General features: G+C 73.0%; 2 protein-coding genes. Both read left to right on the top strand.

All coding sequences use genetic code 11. The features are described 5' to 3' along the window. Window positions 1-35: 35 nt before the first annotated feature. Window positions 36-10,820, top strand: coding sequence for a type I polyketide synthase (locus tag AB0E91_RS02605; RefSeq protein WP_361773984.1), 10,785 nt, complete (start codon window positions 36-38; stop codon window positions 10,818-10,820). A 74-nt stretch (window positions 10,821-10,894) separates the two neighbouring features. Then, window positions 10,895-17,491: a thioester reductase domain-containing protein gene (locus AB0E91_RS02600; RefSeq protein WP_361773981.1), complete on the top strand. Its 6,597-nt coding sequence runs from the start codon at window positions 10,895-10,897 to the stop codon at window positions 17,489-17,491. The last annotated feature ends 97 nt before the right edge of the window (window positions 17,492-17,588 follow it).

Here is a 17,588-nt window from a genome sequence, read left to right as displayed (position 1 = left end):
CTGCCATCAACCCCATCCCAGAGAGTTGAGAGCACGTGGCTGACGAGGACAAGCTTCGCGACTATCTCAAGCGGGCCATAGCGGACGCGCGTGACGCACGCCGACGCCTGCACGAGGCCGAGGAGAAGGCGCACGAGCCGATCGCGATCGTGGGGATGGCGTGCCGTTACCCGGGTGGTGTGACCTCGCCGGAGGATCTGTGGCGGCTGGTGGCGGACGGTGTGGACGCGGTGGGGGAGTTCCCGGGGAACCGGGGCTGGGATGTCGACGCGTTGTACGACCCGGACCCGGACCGCACCGGTACGTCGTACACGCGTCAGGGCGGTTTCCTTTACGACGCCGACGAGTTCGACGCGGGGTTCTTCGGCATGTCCCCGCGTGAAGCCCTGGCGACCGACCCGCAACAGCGCCTGCTCCTCCAGACCGCCTGGGAGGCGTTCGAACGGGCCGGCATCGACCCCGAGACGCTCCGGGGGAGTTCCACCGGCGTGTTCACCGGCGTCATGTACGGCGACTACGGCTCCCGTGCCCAACTGCCGCCGGACGGTTTCGAGGGTTACCTGTTCAGCGGGAGCGCGGGCAGCATCGCGGCCGGGCGGCTGGCGTACACGTACGGGCTGGAGGGTCCGGCGGTGACGGTGGACACGGCGTGCTCGTCGTCGCTGGTGGCGTTGCATCTGGCCGCCAACGCGCTGCGCCAGGGGGAGTGCGATCTCGCCCTCGCCGGCGGAGTCACCGTCATGTCAACTCCCGTGGCGTTCATCGAGTTCTCGCGGCTGCGGGGTCTGTCCACCGATGGCCGGTGCAAGTCGTTCTCGGCGGCGGCGGACGGTACGGGGTGGTCGGAGGGTGTGGGGCTGCTGTTGGTGGAGCGGTTGTCGGATGCCCGTCGTAACGGCCATGAGGTGTTGGGGGTGATTCGTGGTTCGGCGGTGAATCAGGACGGTGCGTCGAATGGGTTGACGGCTCCGAATGGTCCGGCGCAGGAGCGGGTGATTCGGCGGGCGTTGGCGAGTGCGGGGCTGGTCGCGTCGGATGTGGACGCGGTGGAGGCGCATGGCACCGGGACGGTGCTGGGTGATCCGATCGAGGCCCAGGCTCTGCTGGCGACTTACGGCCATGACCGGCCGGTTGAACTTCCTTTGTGGTTGGGGTCGTTGAAGTCGAACATCGGTCATGCGCAGGCGGCTGCGGGTGTCGGTGGTGTGATCAAGATGGTGGAGGCGATGCGGCGTGGTGTGTTGCCGCGCACGTTGCACGCGGAGGAGCCGTCGCCGCATGTGGAGTGGGACGCGGGTGGGGTCCGGCTGCTGACGGAGGAGCGGGAGTGGCCGGAGTCCGGCCGTCCTCGCCGGGCCGGGGTGTCTTCGTTCGGCTTCGGCGGCACCAACGCGCATGTGATCGTCGAGGAGGCCGTGACCGAGGAAACGGCCGAACCCGCGTCGCCTGCCAGGGAGTTGCCTGGGGTGCCGTGGTTCGTCTCCGGGCGGGACGAGACAGCCCTGCGCGCTCAGGCGCGACGACTGCACGAGTACGTGAGTGGTCACCCCGATCTCGACCCCGTGGATGTGGGCTTCTCCCTGGCGACGGGTCGTGCCGCGCTGGAGCGGCGCGGGGTGGTGGTCGGCGGCACCCGTGAGGAGTTGCTGTCCGGACTGAGGACGCTGGTCGACGGCGCGAGTGTGTCGCCCTCGGCACGTAAGGGACAGACGGCGTTTGTGTTTACCGGTCAGGGTGCTCAACGGATCGGTATGGGTCAGGAGTTGAGCGAGGCGTTCCCGGTGTTCGCGGGGGCGTTCGATGAAGCGTGCGCGGGGCTGGACCCGTTGTTGCCGCGTCCGCTGCGGGATGTGGTGGCCAGTGGTGTGGGTCTGGATGAGACGGGGTTTGCGCAGCCGGCGTTGTTCGCGTTCGAGGTGGCGTTGTTCCGGCTGTTGGAGTCGTGGGGTGTACGGCCGGATGTTGTTGCGGGTCATTCGGTGGGCGAGGTGGCTGCGGCTCATGTGGCGGGTGTGCTGTCGCTTGAAGATGCCTGCGTGCTGGTGGCCGCTCGTGCGAGGTTGATGCAGGCGCTGCCGACGGGTGGCGTGATGGTGGCAGTGGAGGCGACGGAAGCGGAGGTCCTCGCACTCCTCCCTGATGGCGGCCTGGTGGGAATCGCTGCGATCAACGGCCCCAGCGCTGTGGTGATTTCCGGCGAGGAAGCAGCCGTCGACGCCGTGGTGGAGGTGCTGCGCTCGCGTGGTCGCCGGACCCGGAAGCTGTCCGTGTCGCATGCCTTCCACTCCCCGTTGATGGAACCGATGTTGAAGGAGTTCGGGCGGGCGATCGAGGGGTTGGATTACCGAGAGCCGCGCATTCCGGTGGTGTCCGCGCTGACCGGTGACATGGCGGACCCCGATGAGCTGAGCCAGCCCGACTATTGGGTGCGGCACGTCCGGCAGCCCGTCCGGTTCGCCGACGCCGTACGCGCCCTGGAAGCCGAAGGCGTCACCACACTCCTTGAGTTGGGGCCGGACGGTGTGCTGACCGCGATGGCCGGCGCCGTGCTGAGCAACCCCGACGCCGTCGTGGCCGTACCCGCGTTGCGCGCCAAGCAGCCGGAGCCGGGCACGCTCCTGAACGCGGTCGGCCTGCTGCACACGCGCGGAACGCCGGTCGACTGGCATGCCTTCTACCACGGCACCGGCGCCCACCGCGTCGACCTGCCGACGTACGCCTTCCACCGCGACCACTACTGGCTCGCCCCGGACCCCGAGCCCGCCGACGCGGGCGGCCTCGGCCTGGTCCCGACCGGACACCCGCTCCTGGGCGCGGCCGTGGAACAGGCCGACGGCGACAGCACGCTGCTCACCGGCCGTCTCTCCCTCGCCACTCATCCGTGGCTGGCGGACCACACCCTGCACGGTGTGGCCGTCTTCCCCGGCACCGGCCTGCTGGAACTGGCGCTGCGGGCCGGGGAGCAGGTCGGCTGCGAACGCGTCGCCGAACTCACCCTCCCCGCACCGCTGGTGGTACCCGAGCGCGGCGGGGTGCAGGTGCAGGCGGTCGTGGGTGCGCCCGACTCCGGGGGGCGGCGCAGGATCGACGTGTACGGCCGTCCCGAGACGGACACCGGTCTCGAACAGCCCTGGTCCCTGCACGCGACAGGGTCTCTGGAAAGCGCCCGGAGCGCCGAGGCCGCCGCCCAGGACACCCCCGGCCTCGACTGGGCCATGGCCTGGCCGCCTGCGGGTGTGGTGGAGGTCGGCCTTGACGGGGCGTACGAGCGGCTCGACGAAGCGGGTTACGGCTACGGGTCCGCGTTCCAGGGGCTGCGCCGCCTCTGGCGGGGTGACGAGGGCGAGCTGTACGCCGAGGTGGCCCTGTCCGAGGAACAGCGCGCCGGTGCCGTCCGCTTCGCCCTGCACCCCGCCCTGCTGGACGCCGCCCTGCACCCGTTGCTGCCCGGAGTCGCCGGGGACGCCCCTGACCGGCTGCCCTTCGCCTGGTCGGACGTCGATGTGCACGCCACCGGGGCCACGGCGTACCGCGTCCGTCTCACCGAGGCCGGACCGGACACCGTATCCGTGACCGTGGCCGACGACACGGGTGCTCAGGTCGCCTCCGTCGGTGTCCTCACCCTGCGGCCGCTGCCGAAGGACGCGCTGCGCGCGGCGGGCGGTTCCTCCGCGAACCAGATCCTGCGGATCGACTGGTCGCCACTGCCCGAGCCCACCGCCGAGCAGCTCGGCGAAGACACCTTCGCCGTCATCGGCGACGACACCCTCGGCCTCGGCGACTCCGTCCGCGCCTGGCCGGACCTCGACGCGCTGCCGGAGGACGTCCCGAGCACGGTGATCGTGCCGGTGTCGTCCCCCGCCGAGGGCGACGTGCCCTCGGCCGCCCGCCGCACCCTGACCGACGTTCTGGGGCTGGTGCGGGGGTGGCTGGCGGGTGAGCGGTTCGCGGATTCGCGGTTGGTGTTCGTGACGTCGGGTGGGGTGGCTGTCGGGGAGGAGGACGCGGCAGATCTGGGCGTCGCGGGTGTGTGGGGTCTGGTGCGGTCGGCGGTGACGGAGAACCCGGGGCGGTTCGGGCTGATCGACGTGGATCTCGATGTTGATCCGGCCTTGCTGGCTGGTGCGTTGGGGTGTGGTGAGGAACAAGTCGCGGTGCGTGGGGACGGGTTGTTCGTGCCGCGTTTGGTGCCGGTCGGAGCGGCGCGCGGTGGTGGGCGTGTGTCGTTCGGTGCCGGGACCGTTTTGGTGACGGGCGCGTTGGGCGCGTTGGGCGGGGTGTTGGTCCGGCATCTCGTGGTTGAGCACGGAGTACGGCGTCTGTTGTTGGTGGGGCGTCGTGGTGGGGATGTGCCGGGCGCTGAGGAGCTGCGGGAGGAGCTGCTGAGTCTCGGGGCGGTGGAGGTGTCCTTTGCCGCGTGTGATGTGGGGGACCGGGACGCGCTGGCAGGGCTTCTCACCGGAGTTGAGACGTCGTTGTCGGCGGTGGTCCATGTCGCGGGGGTGGTGGATGACGGCGTTGTGGCGGAGATGTCGGAGGCGCAACTGGAGCGGGTTCTGCGGCCGAAGGTGGATGCGGCGTGGAATCTGCATGAGCTGACGCGGTCGTGTGATCTGTCGGCGTTCGTGGTGTATTCGTCGCTGGCCGGTGTGTTGGGGACGGCCGGTCAGGCGAACTACGCGGCCGGAAATGCGTTCTTGGACGGGTTGGCGGAGTTCCGGCGGGCGGCCGGTCTGCCGGGCGTCTCCTTGGCGTGGGGTCTGTGGGAGCAGTCGAGCGGGCTGACGGGTCACCTCGCGGAGGCTGACCTGAGGCGCTTGTCGCGCCTGGGATTACGCCCGCTGGATTCCCAGGACGCGATGGGGTCGTTCGATGTCGCTCTGGAGAGCGGTGAGCCGGTCGTCGCGATCACCCGCCTCGACACGGCGGCACTGCGGGCCCAGGCGGACCCCGCACCGATACTCCGCAAGCTCATCCCCGCCCGGCCCCGGGGCGCGCGCGGCACCTCCGCCTCCTCGCCCGCCAGGACGACGCCCCTCGGCCGGCAACTGTCCGGTCTGTCGCCCGAAGAGCGCGCACGGACGGTGGCCGAGCTGGTCCGCACGCAGGTGGCCGACGTCCTGGGCTACCAGGCCCCGAACGACCTCGACACCGACCGGCCCTTCCAGGACATGGGCTTCGACTCCCTGACCGCCGTCGAACTCCGCAACCGCCTCGGCACCGCCACGGGGCTCCGCCTGACCACCACCCTGGTCTTCGACCATCCCACCCCCGCGGCCCTCGTCACCCACCTGCTGGAGCAGCTGTCCGGCGAACGCACCCGAACCACCACTGCCGTACGGGAGCGGTCCGCGACATCGTCGGACGAGCCGATCGCGATCGTGGGGATGGCGTGCCGTTACCCGGGCGGAGTGACCTCGCCCGAGGATCTGTGGCGGCTGGTGGCCGATGGTGTGGACGCGGTGGGGGAGTTCCCGGTCAATCGGGGCTGGGATGTCGACGCGTTGTACGACCCGGACCCGGACCGCACGGGTACGTCGTACACCCGTCACGGTGGTTTCCTTTACGACGCCGACGAGTTCGACGCGGGGTTCTTCGGGATGTCCCCGCGTGAGGCGCTGGCGACCGACCCGCAGCAGCGGCTGCTCCTCCAGACCGCCTGGGAGACGCTGGAGAACGCGGGGATCGTGCCCGCGTCCCTGAGGAACAGCCGAACGGGCGTGTTCACCGGCGTGATGTACCACGACTACGGCTCCGGACCGGGCGCCGTCCCGCAGGAACTGGAGGGTTATCGGGCGGGCGGCACCGCCGGCAGCATCGCCTCCGGGCGGCTGTCGTACACCTTCGGGTTCGAGGGTCCGGCGGTGACGGTGGACACGGCGTGCTCGTCGTCGCTGGTGGCGTTGCATCTGGCCGCCAACGCGCTGCGGCAGGGGGAGTGCGATCTCGCGCTCGCCGGTGGCGTGACCATCATGTCCACGCCCCAGGCCTTCGTGGAGTTCTCGCGGCAGCGCGGGCTCGCGCCGGACGGGCGGTGCAAGTCGTTCTCGGCCGCGGCGGACGGCACGGGGTGGTCGGAGGGTGTGGGGCTGCTGCTCGTGGAGCGGTTGTCCGATGCCCGGCGCAACGGTCACCAGGTTCTGGGGGTCATTCGCGGCTCGGCGGTGAACCAGGACGGCGCGTCCAACGGCCTCACCGCGCCCAACGGATCGGCACAGGAACGCGTCATACGGCAGGCCCTCGCCAACTCCGGGCTGGAAGCCGCGGATGTGGACGCGGTGGAGGCACACGGTACGGGGACGGTGCTGGGCGATCCGATCGAGGCGCACGCGCTGCTCGCGACCTACGGCCAGGACCGGCCGGATGAACACCCTTTGTGGCTGGGGTCGTTGAAGTCCAACATCGGCCACACCCAGGCCGCCGCAGGCGTCGGCGGCATCATCAAGGTCGTACAGGCCATGCGCCATGCGGCCCTTCCCAAGAGCCTCCATGCCGACGAGCCGTCGCCGCACGTGGACTGGGACACGGGTGCGGTGCGACTGCTGACGGAGGAGCGGGAGTGGCCGGAGTCCGGTCGTCCTCGCCGGGCCGGGGTGTCCTCGTTCGGGATCAGCGGTACGAACGCGCACGTCATCGTCGAGCAGGGCGACATCGCGACCTACCCCGCGCGTGTCGACGGTGACCCGGCGAGCCCGGTGCCGTGGTTCGTCTCCGGGCGGGACGAGACAGCCCTGAGCGCCCAGGCGCGGCGCCTGCACGAGCACCTCACCGGACGCCCCGATCTCGCCCCCGTCGACGTGGGCTTCTCCCTGGCCACGGCTCGTGCCGCGCTGGAGCAGCGTGCCGCAGTCGTCGGCAGCACCCGCGATGAACTGCTGTCCGGGCTGAGGGCGTTGGCAGATGGCGCAGGTGTGTCGTCCGGTGTGCGTCGGGGGCGGACGGCGTTTGCGTTTACCGGTCAGGGTGCTCAACGAGTTGGCATGGGAAGGGAGTTGGGTGAGGCGTTCCCGGTGTTCGCGGGGGCGTTCGATGAGGTGTGCGCGGGGCTGGACGCGTTGTTGCCGCGTCCCCTGCGGGACGTGGTGGCCAGTGGTGAGGGTCTGGACGAGACGGGATTTGCCCAGCCGGCGCTGTTCGCGTTCGAGGTGGCCTTGTTCCGCCTGTTGGAATCCTGGGGTCTTCGCCCGGACGTCGTTGCGGGGCACTCGGTGGGCGAGATTGCCGCCGCTCATGTCGCGGGTGTGCTGTCGCTCAAGGACGCCTGTGTGCTCGTGGCGGCTCGTGCGGGGTTGATGCAGGCGCTGCCGACGGGTGGCGTGATGGTGGCAGTGGAGGCGACGGAGGAGGAGGTCCTCGAACTCCTCCCTGATGGCGGCCTGGTGGGAATCGCCGCGATCAACGGCCCTCGCGCTGTGGTGATTTCCGGCGAGGAAGCAGCCGTCGACGCGGTAGTGGATGTATTGCGGTCGCGCGGTTGCCGGACCCGTAAGTTGTCGGTGTCGCACGCCTTCCACTCCCCGTTGATGGACCCGGTCCTGGAGGAGTTCGGTCAGGCGATCGCGGGGCTGGACTACCAGGCACCGCGCATCCCTGTGGTGTCGGCGCTGACCGGTGAGATGGCCGATCCGGACGAGTTGACCGATCCCGACTACTGGGTGCGGCACGTGCGGCAGCCCGTCCGGTTCGCCGACGCCGTACGCGCCCTGGAAACCGATGGCGTCACGACCTTCGTCGAGGTCGGTCCCGACGCCGTCCTGACCGTACTGGCACAGGACTCCCTGGACGCCGACCGGGAGAGTCTTGCCCTCCCGCTGATCCGGCGCGGCCGGTCCGAGCCGGGCGCGCTGCTGAACGCGGTGGCCCTGGTGCACACGCGCGGGGCGACGGTGGACTGGCATGCCTTCTACGACGGCACCGGCGCCCACCGCGTCGACCTGCCCACCTACGCCTTCCAGCGCGACCACTACTGGCTCGCCCCGGAATCCGAGCCCGACCCCGGTGCGGGCACGCGCTCCACCGGTCACCCCCTCCTGGGTACGGCGTTCCTCCTCGCGGGCGGCGACGACCTCGTGTTCACCAGCCGCGTGTCCACCCGTACGCATCCGTGGCTCGCACGGCACACCGTGCTCGGCAACGTCGTCCTCTCGGCGGCCACCCTGGCCGAGACGGCCGTACGGGCCGGTCGCGAGGCGGGGGTCGTCGTACTGGAGGAACTGTCGCTGACCGCGCCGCTCGTGCTGCCCACGCGTGGCGCGATGCAGCTCCAGGTCAGGGTCGGAGTGCCGGACGCCGACGGCGGGCGGCCGCTGACCGTGCATGCCCGCCCCGAGGCGGAGCACGACGGGCAGGGCGAGGCGCCGTGGACGGCGTACGCGCACGGCCGCCTCGGCACGGACAGCGCGCCCCGGCCGGACCACGACCCCACGGGCGACGGCACGGCCACCGAGGTCCGGCTGCCCGCCGAACTCGCCGAGGACGCCGACCGGTTCGGGTTGCACCCCGCGCTCCTCGACGCCGTGCTCCAGGGTCACCCCTTCGGCGAGGGAACGGACAGCGTGACCGTTCCGGCCGAGTGGCGGGGCGTACGACTGCATGCCACCGGCGCCACCGCCGTCCGGGCTCTCATGACCGAGACCGGTGAGCGCACCTTGGCCGTCCGGCTGACCGACGAACACGGCGGGCTGGTCGCCACCGTCGACTCCCTGGAGTACCGGGACGTTCCGGAGGAACTCTTCGTCGCTCCGGCGGGCGGAACGGAGGACGACCTGCTGCGGCTGGAGTGGACGGAGGCGGCCGGGGCCGGGTCCACGGACCCCTTCTCCCTGGCGGTCCTCGGGCCCGACGGCTCCGAGGGCTCCGACGGGCCCGACGGGTACGGCAGCCTGGACGCCGTCGGCGACGCCGTCGCATCGGGTGCGGCCGTCGACGCCGTCGTCGTGCCGTGGCCCGCCACGGGAGACGGGGGTGCCTCGGCCGCCCTGCACGACGGGACGCGTCGCGCGCTGACCCTGGTGCGCGACTGGCTGGCCGACGAACGCCTCGCCGGGACACGGCTGTTGGTGGTGACCCGGGGAGGCGTGGCCACCGAAGGCGACGCGGCCGCCGTCGACCCGGCCGCCGCGGCCGTACGGGGCCTGCTGCGTGCGGCGCGGTCGGAGGCGGGCGGCCGGATCGTCCTGCTGGACGACGACACCCCTGACAACGGAACCGGAGCGGAGGCGTCCCCCGCCCGCTCGGTTCTCGCCTCCCTCCTCTCCTCCGGTGAGCCCGAGGCGGCGCTGCGGGACGGCCGGCTCCTCGTACCCCGCCTGGCACGGGTCCCCGCCCCGCCCACCACCGCAGGGTCACCCGCGACCGTCGCGCTCCCCGCTTCCGCCGCGTCACCCGCACCCGTCCTCGACCCCGACGGCACCGTCCTCGTCACCGGCGGCGGCGCCCCCGCCACCCTGTTCGCCCGGCACCTGGCCGCCCGGTACGGCGTACGGCGGCTGCTGTTCGTCGGACCCGAGAGCGGGCGCGAGCCCGGTGCGGCGGAGCTGGCGGCCGAGCTGAAGGGGGAACTGGGTGCCGAGGCCGTCTTCGAGACCTGTGACCTCGCCGACCGGGACGCGCTCGCCGCGGTCCTGGCCAGGGTTCCCGGGGAGAGCCCGCTGACCGCGGTCGTCCATGCCGCCGGTCCCGTCGGCGGGGGAACGATCCAGGGACTGGACGTCGACTGCCTGGACGCGGTGCTGCGGACGGTGGCCGACGGGGCACGGAACCTGCACGAACTGACGCGGGACACCGCCCTGTCCGCCTTCGTCACGTTCTCGTCCACGGCGGGCACCGTGGCCGGGCCGGGCCGGGTGTACCGGGCGGCGGCGGACGCCTGGCTCGACGCCCTCGCCCACCGGCGCGCGGCCGACGGCCTGCCGTCCCTGTCGCTCGTCTGGGGCCCGTGGGACGAGCCGGAGCCGGTGCCGGAGGCCGGTGCGGGGCGCGGGCGGGGGGACCGGACCGGGTTCCTGCCCCTGACGTTCACGCAGGCCACGGCGGCCTTCGACGCGGCACTCCGGCATGCGGCCACGGGCGGTGGCTCCCGGGCGGAGCGGTCGGACCGCACCCCGGTCCTCCTGGCCGCCCGGATCAACCCGTCCGCCCTGCGCTCCCAGGAGGACGGCGTGCCCGCGCTCTTCCGCGGCCTGGTCCGCGAGCGGCTGCGGCCCGAGCCCGCGCCGGTGGGCGCCGACGCCGGTGACGAGACCGGAGCGGGAAGCGGGGCGCTCGTGCGGCGCCTGGCCGGACTGGACGAGGACGCGCGGCACCAGGTCGTACGCGAACTGGTGCGCCAGGAGGTCGCCGCCGTCCTCGGACACACCGACCCCGGTGCCGTCGCGCTCGAACGCTCCTTCCAGGAAGCCGGGTTCGACTCGATGACCGGCGTGGAACTGCGTAACCGGCTCGGCGCGGCCACCGGTCTGCGCCTGCCCGCCACCGTCGTCTTCGACCACCCCTCGCCCGCCGCCCTCATCCGGTACCTCCTCGGCGCGGCCGCCTCGGCGGACGAGCAGGGCGGCACCTCGGCGCGGCCGCCGTCCCTGCTCACCCAGCTCGACCGGCTGGAGGCGACCGTCGCCGGACTGCGGCCCGGCGTGGCCGACCTGGACCTCACGGCTGTCGGCGCCCGCCTGCGAACGATCCTGACCCGGCTCGTCCCCTCCGCGGCGGAGGAACGGCCCGAGGAGGGCCCCGAGGATGCGGCGAGCCGGATCGCCACCGCGTCGGCCGACGAGATCTTCGACTTCATCGACAGCGAGTTGGGCCGCGGGTCCGGCCGATGACGACTCACCAGCCTCACCACAGGGCTCACCACCAGGTTCACCACCAGGTTCACCACAAGGAGAGCGGGCAGCACATGTCCAAGGAAGAAAAGCTGGTCGAATACCTGAAGTGGGTCACCGCCGACCTGGAGAAGACCCGCAGGCGCGTCGCCGAGCTGGAGGCGGGCGGCCGGGAGCCCGTCGCGATCGTCGGCATGTCGTGCCGTTTCCCCGGCGCTGCGTCCCCCGACGAGCTGTGGCGGCTCGCCGTGGAGGAGCGCGACGAGATATCCGACTTCCCCACCGACCGCGGCTGGGACCTGGACGCCCTCTACGACCCCGACCCGGCCAAACCCGGCAGCATCTACATCCGCCAGGCGGGCTTCGTCGACTCCGCCACCCGCTTCGACGCCGCCTTCTTCGGCATCTCGCCGCGCGAGGCCCTCGCGATGGACCCCCAGCAGCGGGTGCTGCTGGAGACCGCGTGGGAGGCGCTGGAGCACGCGGGCATCGACCCGCTCGCCCTCAAGGGCAGCAGGACCGGCGTGTTCGCGGGCCTGGTCGAGCAGAGCTATCTGGACCTGGACGCCCCGGAGGAGTTCGAGGGCTACCAGATGACCAGCAAGCTCAGCAGCATGGCGTCCGGGCGCATCTCGTACGTCCTCGGCCTCGAAGGTCCCTCCGTGTCGGTCGACACGGCCTGCTCCTCCGCGCTCGTGTCCCTGCACCTGGCCGCCCAGTCGCTGCGCTCGGGCGAGTCCATCCTCGCCCTCGCGGGAGCCTCGTACATCTCCGCGCACCCCGGCGGCTACATCGACGGCTCCCGGCAGCGGGGACTCGCCGAGGACGGCCGCTGCAAGCCGTTCTCCGCCGCCGCCGACGGCATCGGCTGGTCCGAGGGCGCCGGTCTGGTCGTCCTGGAACGGCTCTCCGACGCGCGGCGCAACGGGCACACCGTACTGGCGGTCGTCCGGGGCAGCGCCGTCAACCAGGACGGCGCCTCCAACGGCCTGACGGCGCCGAACGGGCCGTCGCAGGAGCGCGTCATCCGGCAGGCGCTGGCCAACGCCGGCCTCACCCCGGCGGAGGTCGACGCCGTCGAGGCGCACGGCACCGGAACCCGTCTGGGCGACCCCATCGAGGCACAGGCCCTGCTCGCCACCTACGGGCAGGCACGGCCCGCGGGGCGGCCGCTCCTGGTCGGCTCACTGAAGTCCAACATCGGCCACGCGCAGGCCGCTTCGGGCGTCGGCGGTCTGGTGAAAATGGTGCAGGCCCTCCGGCACGGCGTCCTGCCCAGGACGCTCCACCTTGACGAGCCCACCCCGTTCGTGGACTGGTCGGCGGGCGACGTCGAACTGCTCACCGAGACCCGGCCGTGGCCGCGCACGGACGAGCCGCGCCGCGCTGCGGTGTCCGCCTTCGGCGCCAGCGGCACCAACGCCCACGTCATCCTGGAACAGGCACCGGAAGAGGAGGCCGAACAGGAGGCCCCTGAGCCTTTCGCGCCCCTGCCCTTCCCCGTGTCGGCCCGCTCCCCGCAGGCACTGCGGGCACAGGCGGCCCGGCTCGCCGCCCACCTGCGCGACGAGACGACGCCAGGCCATGCCACCGGCGCCCAACTGCTCGACACCGCCCACTCGTTGGCCACCACCCGCGCCGCCCTGGAGCAGCGTGCCGTGGTCGTCGGCCGGGAACGCGAGGACGTGCTCGCCGGACTGGACGCGCTGGCCGCCGGTGAGTCCGCGGGCAACCTCGTGCGGGGCGTCGCCGGTGAGGCCGGCAGGACCGTCTTCGTCTTCCCCGGCCAGGGCAGCCAATGGGCCGGGATGGCGACCGCGCTGATGGACACGTCGGAGGTCTTCGCGAGCAGCGTCGCGGAGTGCGCACGGGCCCTGGAACCCTTCGTGGACTGGTCGTTGGAGGACGTGCTGCGCGGCGCCGAGGGCGCACCCGACCTCGAACGGCTGGACGTCGTCCAGCCCGCCCTGTTCGCCGTGCACGTCTCCCTCGCGGCCCTGTGGCGTTCGTACGGCATCGAACCCGCGGCCGTCGTCGGGCACTCCCAGGGCGAGATCGCGGCGGCCTGCGTCGCCGGAGGGCTGAGCGTCCCGGACGCGGCACGCGTGATCGCCCTGCGCAGCCGGATCGCCCTGACCCTTCAGGGCACGGGCGGGATGGGCGCCGTCGGACTGCCGCGCGCCGAGGCCGAGGCCCGGCTGAAGAAGTGGGAGGGGCGGCTCTCGGTCGCCGTGGAGAACGGCCCCACCTCGGTCCTGGTCGCCGGGGAGCGGGACGCCCTGGGCGAGTTCATCGCCGAGTGCGCCGCCGACGGGGCGCGCACCAAGCGCTTCCCGACCGACTTCGCCTCCCACTCGCCCCAGGTCGAACGCGTTCGCGACGAGATGCTGGCGGCACTGGCCCCGGTACGGCCACGGACGGGCTCGGTGCCGTTCTTCTCGACCGTGACCGGGGACTGGCTGGACACCGCCCGGCTCGACGCCGGGTACTGGTACGCCAACATGCGGCGCCCGGTGGAGTTCGCGCGCTCCGTGCAGGCCCTGGCCGCCCAGGACCACGGCGTCTTCGTCGAGGTCAGCGCGCATCCGGTGCTCACCTCCTCGCTCCAGGAGAACCTGGGCGACTCCGTCGTCGTCACCGGGACGCTGCGCCGCGACGAGGGCGGCGCCGACCGCTTCCTGGCCTCCCTCGCCGCGCTCCAGGTGCGGGGCGTGCGCGTCGACTGGGCCACCGTCTTCACCGGCCTCGGGGCGCGGCGCGTGCCGTTGCCGACGTACGCCTTCCAGCACGAGCGCTTCTGGTTCTCCTCCGGCGCCCGCGCCCAGGACGCGGCGGGCCTGGGCATGGCGGCGACCGGGCATCCACTGCTGGGCGGCGCGGTCACCGTGGCCGGAACCGACGAGACCCTGTTCACCAGCCGCCTCTCGCCCCGCCTCCAGCCGTGGCTGGCGGACCACACCGTGGCAGGCGCCGTGGTCCTCCCGCCGGCCGTGCTGGTCGAACTGGCGCTGCGGGCCGCCGACGACGTCGGCTGCACCGCCGTCGACGAACTGAACGTCCTCACGCCACTGGCCTTTCCCGCGCAGGGCGCCGTGCAGGTACAGGTCAAGGTGGGGGAGGCGGGCGAGCAGGGGCGGCCCTTCTCCGTGCACGCCCGGCCCGAGGCGGGCGACACCGAGTGGACCGAGTACGCCACCGGCACCCTCGGCCTGCGCGGCCCCGCGCCCGCCGAACCGCTCCTGCCGTGGCCGCCGACGGACGCGGCACCGGTGGATGTGGCGCTGGTGAACGCGGCCCCGGTGGACGCGACATCGGTGAACGCGGCCCCGGCGGACCCCGACACCGCGTACGAGCCGTCGGCCGAGGCGGATACGGCGTACGGGCCCCGACCGCGCGGGCTCACCGGTCTGTGGCGCGGGTCCGAGGGCGAGACCTACGCCGAGGTGGAGCTCGACGAGCGGACCGCGGCGGACGCCGCCCGCTTCGGACTGCACCCCGCGCTGCTGGACGGGGCTGTGCGGGCGGCTCTGACGACCGGCTCCGGCCCCCTGCTCGCCACCCGCTGGACCGGTGTCCAGCTGCACGCCTCGGGCGCAACGGCCGTACGGGCGCTGCTCGTCATGTCGGAGAGCGGCGAGCTGTCGGTACGGCTGGCGGACCGCACCGGGCAGCCGGTCGCGACCGTCCGCGCCCTCACGCTCACGCCCGTCACCGCCGACACCGTCGAACGCGCCCGCACCCGGGTCCACGACGCCCTGTTCCACACCGACTGGACCCCGATCACCCTGGACGAGCCGCCCACCCCCGTCCACTGGGCGACCCTGGGCGCCACCGGTTACGCCGACCCGGCCGACCTCGCCAAGGCGGTCGAGGCGGGCATCCCCGTGGACGCGGTGCGCCACGACGTCGACACGGACCCGCGTCCGGGGCACACCGACGCCCCCGACGCCTCCGCGTACGGCCCCGGCGCCGCCCACCGGCACACGCGGGAGGTGCTGGCCCTGGTCCAGGACTGGCTCGCCGACCAGCGGCTGACCGGTATCCCGCTGGTCCTGGTCACCCGGGGTGCCGTCGCCGCCAACGGGCGCCCGGTGACCGACCCGGCGGCCGCGGCCGTATGGGGCCAGATCCGCTCGGCACAGTCCGAGAACCCGGGACGCTTCGTCCTGGTGGACCTCGACGAGGACACGCCGTCGACGGCACTCTCCGCCCTGCTCCGCTCCGCCGAGCCCCAGGCCGCCGTCCGCTCGGGCCGGGTCCTGCTCCCACGCCTGCGCAGGGTGCCGACGGGGCGTACCGGTAGCGGCGGCGCTCCGGCCATTTCTGACGGTACGTCAGATGTCGCCGCCCCCTCGGTACCCCACTGGCGCCCCGACGGCACCGTCCTCATCACCGGCGGCACCGGCGCCCTCGGCGCGCTGTTCGCCCGGCACCTGGTGACCCGGCACGGTGTGCGCGACCTGCTGCTCACCAGCCGTCGCGGGCCCGGCTCCCCGGACGCCGAGGCGCTGGTGGCCGAGCTGTCCGCGCTCGGCGCCCGGGTCACCGTGGCCGCGTGCGACGTCGCCGACCGTGCCGCACTGGCCGAGTTGCTGGCGGCCGTGCCCGCCGACCGGCCGCTGACCGGAGTCGTCCACGCGGCGGGCGTTCTCGGGGACGGGCTGATCACCACCGTCACACCCGAACGCCTGGAGTCGGTGCTGCGCCCGAAGGCCGACGCGGCCTGGAACCTGCACGAACTGACCCGCGGCCTCGACGTGTCGGCGTTCGTCCTGTTCTCCTCGCTCGCCGGGGTCATCGGCGGCGCGGGCCAGTCCAGTTACGCCGCCGCGAACACCTTCCTGGACGCCCTCGCCGAGTACCGCACGGGCCTGGGACTGGCCGCCACGTCGGTCGCCTGGGGCCTGTGGGACCGTGCGGGCGGGGGCGGCGAGCTGACCCCGGCCGACCTGGAGCGCATCGCGCGCGCCGGATATCCGCCCATCGCCTCCGCCGAGGGCCCCGCGATGCTCGACGCCGCGTTCGGGACGGGCCGGCCCTGCGTGGTCGCCGCGCCTCTCGACCTGAACGCCCTGCGCGGCCAGGCGAGCCTGGCACCGGCGGTGCTGCGCTCCCTGCTGCGTACGCCCGTACGGCCCGCCGCCCGCGACTCCGGGGCCGCGGCGGACTCCTTCGGCGACGGCCTGGCGGGACTGCCTCCGGAGGAGCAGCACGCGCGCGTGCTGGACATCGTGCGCGCCGAGGCCGCCGCCGTCCTGGGCCACGCCGACCCCACCGGCCTCGACACCGGGCAGCGCTTCTCCGACCTCGGCTTCGACTCCCTGACGGGCGTGGAGTTCCGCAACCGCCTCGGCGCCCTCACCGGCCTGAGCCTGCCCACCACCCTGGTCTTCGACCACCCCACCCTCACCGGACTCGCCGACTTCCTGCTGGCCGAGGCGAGTGGCACACGGCACGGCGGGCGGGAAGGCCAGGCCGCCGCCGTGGACTTCGCGGCGGAGATCCGCCTGGCCGACGGCATCAGGCCCGCCGCCGAGGTCGTCCGCGTCGCCGCCGACCCGGGCGAGGTGCTGCTGACCGGCGCCACCGGCTTCCTCGGCGCCTATCTGCTGCGCGACCTCATGCGCACGACCTCGGCCCGGGTGCACTGCCTGGTCCGCGGGCGCGACGAGGCCGACGCACGGGCCAGGCTGCACGCCAACCTGGACTGGTACGGCATCCGGGACGCCGTCGACGAGGACCGCCTCTCGGTCGTCGTCGGCGACCTCGCCGAGCCGTCCCTCGGCCTGGCCCCGGACCACTTCGACACCCTGGCCCGCACGGTCGACGCGGTGTACCACGCGGGCGCCGCCGTCAACTGGGTACGGCCGTACGCCGTCGTACGCGCCGCCAACGTCGGCGGCACCGAGGAGATCCTGCGCCTGGCCGCCCGGCACCGCACGGTCCCCGTGCACCATGTGTCCACGCTGGGCGTGTACGTCGGCCGGGACACCGGCGGTGTGCCGCTGCGGACCACCGACCCGACCGGGCCGGGCGAGACGCTGCCCACCGGCTACACCCAGAGCAAGTGGGTCTCCGAGCAGATCATCGGCCTCGCCCGCGAGCGCGGTCTGCCCGTGTCGGTGTACCGCGTCGATCTGATCGCCGGTGACGCGGAGACGGGCGCCTGCCAGGCCCGCGACTTCGTCTGGCTCAGCCTGAAGGGGATGCTCCAGGCGGGGGCGGTGCCCGGCGACATCCCGGTCACCTTCCGGCTGATGCCGGTGAGTTACACCAGCGCGGCGATCCTGCATCTCTCCCGGCAGGACGCGAACAGCGGCCGCACCTTCCATGTGTGCAGCCACGACGGCCTGACCCTCGGCGAGATGGTCCGGGAGCTGCGGGAGACCGGGTACGCGCTGCCCGAACGCGACCTGGACACCTGGCGCGACCTGGTGATCGCCGACCCCGAGAACGCGCTCCTGCCGCTGCTCGACGCCTTCGAGGTGATGGCGGCCCACCCCGACACCTTCTATCCGCCCGTCGACGACAGCGAGACGGCGGCGGCACTGGCGGGCAGCGGCATCACCTGCCCGCCCGCCGACCGCGCACTTTTCCGCAAACACGTCGAGTTCTTCACCGGGGCGGGCTACTTCGAGCCCTCGAGGCCCACCGGCCCGACAGCCCCCTGACCCCCGCGGCCCCGTGTGTCCGGCCCCGCCCGGTCACCACCTCGCGTCCTCGCGCGAAGGCCCGTACCCGTCCTCCCACGAAAGGCCGTACCCGCAC

The sequence above is a fragment of the Streptomyces sp. NPDC026659 genome, from assembly GCF_040638245.1.
GTDB lineage: Bacteria > Actinomycetota > Actinomycetes > Streptomycetales > Streptomycetaceae > Streptomyces.
The sequence above is the reverse complement of the archived record's forward strand: the minus strand, read 5'-3'. Positions and strand labels throughout refer to the sequence as shown.

Coding starts and splice junctions, on each gene's coding strand:
- AB0E91_RS02600 (WP_361773981.1), top strand. CDS start 10,895: ATGTCCAAGGAAGAAAAGCTGGTCGAATACCTGAAGTGGGTCACCGCC.